This window comes from Haloarcula sp. CBA1122 (assembly GCF_009741785.1).
GTDB classification, from domain to species: Archaea; Halobacteriota; Halobacteria; order Halobacteriales; family Haloarculaceae; genus Haloarcula; species Haloarcula hispanica.
In genome coordinates this window covers 1-3967 of sequence record NZ_WPCB01000094.1, presented here as the reverse complement: position 1 = coordinate 3967, position 3967 = coordinate 1, and the positions used below count along the sequence as shown (strand labels likewise).

Annotated in this window: 4 protein-coding genes and 1 pseudogene; 3 read left to right on the top strand and 2 right to left on the bottom strand. The window is 66.1% G+C overall.

Annotation, left to right across the window (positions count from 1 at the left end):
• The 3 genes from GJ630_RS19170 to GJ630_RS19160 form a co-directional block, all read left to right on the top strand.
• Positions 1-334, top strand: a 334-nt coding sequence (locus tag GJ630_RS19170; protein WP_191450749.1) for a J domain-containing protein, incomplete at its 5' end; no start/stop codon positions are given.
• A 37-nt stretch (positions 335-371) separates the two neighbouring features.
• On the top strand, positions 372-1055 hold the full coding sequence (locus GJ630_RS19165; RefSeq protein WP_151103617.1) for a phosphoglycolate phosphatase: 684 nt from the start codon (positions 372-374) through the stop codon (positions 1053-1055).
• Between the two features lie 266 nt (positions 1056-1321).
• Complete coding sequence (locus GJ630_RS19160; RefSeq protein WP_014040881.1) at positions 1322-2953, top strand: GTPBP1 family GTP-binding protein; 1632 nt, start codon at positions 1322-1324, stop codon at positions 2951-2953.
• A gap of 12 nt (positions 2954-2965) precedes the next feature.
• Here the strand turns inward: GJ630_RS19160 and GJ630_RS19155 are convergent, their stop codons facing one another.
• Both GJ630_RS19155 and GJ630_RS19150 read right to left on the bottom strand, forming a co-directional pair.
• Positions 2966-3463, bottom strand: a complete 498-nt coding sequence (locus GJ630_RS19155; RefSeq protein ID WP_191450747.1) for a hypothetical protein — start codon at positions 3461-3463, stop codon at positions 2966-2968.
• Between the two features lie 6 nt (positions 3464-3469).
• Positions 3470-3967 (bottom strand): annotated as a pseudogene (locus tag GJ630_RS19150) (methenyltetrahydromethanopterin cyclohydrolase); the annotation flags it as partial.

Here is a 3967-nt window from a genome sequence, read left to right as displayed (position 1 = left end):
TGCCGGCCCACGGGAGGAGTGGGAACCACCGCGAGACGGCCGCCGAGCGCGCCGCTCGCGAGCGTCGCAGGGTGGCCAGCGTCGTCGCCAGGGACGGCAGCGACAGCGTCGCCAGGCAGCGGGCGGCCGGCAGCGCCGACAGCGGGTTCAGTCGTCGGGACCGAGTCCGGCGGAGGCCTACCAGCGGCTCGGCATCGAGCCGGACGCCGATCAGGGGACGATCAAGCGGGCTTACCGGGAGAAAGTCAAGGAGGTCCACCCCGACACTGACAGCGGGAGCGAAAGGGAATTCAAGCAGGTGCAAGCGGCCTACGAAACGCTGACTGACGACTGACCGCAATTCCCATATGCAGCGCTCCGAACCCGGACGTATGGACAACGACACGCCGCCGCTCATCGTCGACATCGACGGAACGTTGACTGACGAAAGCCGAGCGATTGACCCCCGCGTCATGCCGGTCCTTCGCGAGTGGCCCGCACGCGTCGTCATCGCGACCGGAAAAGCGATGCCGTTTCCAATTGCGCTCTGTGAGTTTCTCGGCATCGAACGGACGGTCGTCGCCGAGAACGGCGGCGTGGTGTTCGTCGAAGCTACCGACGAGCTCAGGCTCGAAGGCGACCACGAGGCGGCGCTCGCGGTCGGCGAGGCCTATCGCGACCTGGGCCATGACCTGGGATTCGGACAGGTCGACTTGGCAAACCGATGGCGCGAGACGGAACTCGTCGTGTCGCTCGACCAGCCGCTCGAACCGCTGGAGAACCTGGCCGCGGCACGCGGGCTCGTCGTCCTCGACACCGGCTTCGCGTACCACGTTACAGACCCGGTCGTCGACAAGGGGACGGGCCTCGAAGCGGTGTGTGCTGAACTGGACCTCGCTCCGGAGACGTTCCTCGCCGTCGGCGACTCAGTGAACGACGCCCAGATGTTCGACCTGGCTGGAGAGGCCGTGGCCGTCGCCAATGCCGACGAGACAGCGCTCGAACGCGCCGACCGGGTTACCGACGGGACCTACGGCGACGGCTTTCTCGAAGCGGTCGCGCCGTACCGGGAGTGACAGTCGTGTGATTCACTTTTAGACCAGTCGCTAACCAGATGGGCAAACAGGTGACGCCATCGGCGCAACCCAGCACACGGAGCGGCGTCACACAACCGCAAACTCCGTGTGGCGACTCAGTCCACGACCCGGTCTGGCAGCGCCTTCGCGTATAAATATCCGTCCGACTGATACTGTGAGAGATACACTCAGCCACCGCTCTCAGGAGTTCTCTGGAGCCGTAAATCCGGGGAAGGCTTATATCTACCCCACAGTAACGGGTGGGTATGAGCCCCGACCGGGCTGTCCTCCGGCGCGCGCTTGACCGCGGTGAACGGGAGGGCGGCAGCGTCGAGTTCAAAGAACGGCTCACCGAAGATCTCCACCTGTCAGAGGGCAGACTCGAATCCCTTGCAGCGCAACTCCGCCACCGCGTTCTCTCCGGGGATGGGGAGGCGACGTACGTCGTCGGCGTCACCGACGACGGCGGTCTGGCCGGCATCTCACCGGCGGAGTTCTCCGAGTCGATGGACGTACTCAGCCTGCTGGCAGAGGAAGCCGGTGCACACATTGAAGAGGTGAAAACGTGGGGCGTCGACGGCGTCTCGGAGAACGGGCCGACAGCCTCCGATGGAATCGTCGGTGTCGCGACCGTCTCGGAGGGATCGGTCCTCGCGGACGACGACCACATCGTCGTCGGAACCGCCGGCCACGTCGACCACGGCAAATCCACGCTCGTGGGGTCGCTGGTCACTGGTGACGCAGACGACGGGGAAGGCGGGACACGCGGCTTCCTCGACGTGCAACCACACGAAGTCGACCGAGGTCTCTCGGCGGACCTCTCCTACGGCGTCTACGGCTTCGATGAGGACGGTGAGCCGATCCGCATGGACAATCCGCACCGGAAGGACGATCGAGCGCGGGTCGTCGAAGCATCAGACCGGCTCGTTTCCTTCGTCGACACTGTGGGCCACGAGCCGTGGCTCCGGACGACGATCCGCGGCCTCGTCGGGCAGAAACTCGACTACGGCCTCCTGACCGTCGCGGCCGACGACGGGGTGACCGAGACGACGCGGGAGCACCTCGGGATCCTGCTGGCGACGGATCTCCCGACGATTGTCGCCATCACCAAGACCGATCTGGTGGACGAGGAACGGGTCGCAGAAGTCGAACGGGACGTCGAACAGGCACTGCGGGAGGTCGACAAGACGCCACTTCGGGTCGAGCGCCACGGCGTCGACACGGCCATCGACGAAATCTCCGAGACCGTCGTCCCCGTCGTCACCACAAGCGCCGTCACGAAGGAGGGGCTGGACGACTTAGACGAGATGTTCGAGGCCCTGCCAAAGACCGCCGGGGAGGTGGGCGACTTCCGCATGTACGTCGACCGGACGTACAACGTCCAGGGAGTCGGCGCGGTCGCCTCGGGCACCATCAAATCCGGCGAGGTCGAAGCTGGCGACGAACTGCTACTCGGCCCGATGCAGGACGGGAGCTTCCGCGAGGTTGAGGTCCGGTCCATCGAGATGCACTACCACCGGGTCGACGAGGCAAAGGCCGGTCGCATCGTTGGTATCGCACTGAAAGGCGTCCGCGAGCAGGACATCGAGCGCGGGATGGTCCTGCTCCCGGCCGACGCCGACCCCTCGCCCGTCCGGGAATTCGAGGCCGAGGTGATGGTGCTGAACCATCCGACCCGCATCGGCGACGGCTACGAACCCGTCGTCCACCTCGAAACGGTCAGCGAGGCCGCGGCCTTCTATCCAGAGGGCGGGCAGTTGCTCCCGGGCGACGCGGGCAAGGCCCGGGTTCGGTTCAAGTTCCGTTCCTACCTCGTCGAGGAAGGCCAGAAGTTCGTCTTCCGCGAGGGGAGTTCGAAGGGCGTCGGGACCGTCACCGACATCGACCCGGCGGAGTAGCGGTCCGCTGTCTCACTGGTCTTTCCCGTCTTCAGTCGGCTGTCTGTAGCCGTCAGTCGTTTTCTCGGCGAGTCCGAACAGTACGGCCCACTCCAGCAGATTTGCCGTGCGCTCCTGCCAGACGGCTTCCCAGTCAGCGTGACGCTCTCGCTCCCAGCGGGGAATCTCAGCCCGAAGGGCATCGAACGCATCATCAGTATCTACCGGCTCCGAATTGAGAGCCTCAACGAGCACGTCGACGCCGAAGACCGAGTCTTCGAACGCCGTCGTGAGGGCCGCTCGGTCGGGGTCGGTCCTCGTCCTGTAGTAGCCTCGGTCGCTCTCGGCGACCAGTCCCAGCGCCTGTAGGAAAACCAGATGTTTTTGGGCCGTGTCGCGGTCGGACACGTCAGTCGCCATCTGAATCGCCCGACAGCAATCAGCCTCGCTGTCGGGGACGAGCGGAATCGCCTCTCTGGCAGTCTCCAGAAACGAGCGTGAGCGGGCCGGTGGCGCGACCTTGTAACGCATACCCGATTACAGGCCGAAGCTCTCGGCTAACACGCCTTCGCTCGCCTCGCCGACGACATGCGTGTCGCCACCGACGACGTCAATGGTGACCGCTGCGGGGCCGAATAGTTCGACGGGGAGCTCCGCGAAGTCCCAGTCCACGCCCTCGAAGACGCCCTCCAGTGGCTCGCCGTACTCTTCGGCTGCGACGGACGGGACCTCGTCGAAGCGGTCGAAGGATTCGTCGACAGTGAGGTGGACCTCGCTGCCGTAGGCGAGCGCGTCCGTGGTCCGGGCCATCGCGGTCGCTTCGTCGCCGGCGACCGGCGCGACCGGCGCGCGGCCGCTGGCCGACAGCACCGACACCGGGTCGAAGCCGAGTTCGGCCAGCCGGAACACGGCCAGTTCGGCGCCCGGGCCGCGGCGACGACGCCTCCCGGCTGACACTCGCGGTTGCGAACGACGGCAGGAACACGCCCGTCTCGGGGACGCCGGTACGCTCGGCGACCTGGCTCGCAACGTCCT

Coding starts and splice junctions, on each gene's coding strand:
- GJ630_RS19165 (WP_151103617.1), top strand. CDS start 372: ATGGACAACGACACGCCGCCGCTCATCGTCGACATCGACGGAACGTTG.
- GJ630_RS19160 (WP_014040881.1), top strand. CDS start 1,322: ATGAGCCCCGACCGGGCTGTCCTCCGGCGCGCGCTTGACCGCGGTGAA.
- GJ630_RS19155 (WP_191450747.1), bottom strand. CDS start 3,463: ATGCGTTACAAGGTCGCGCCACCGGCCCGCTCACGCTCGTTTCTGGAG.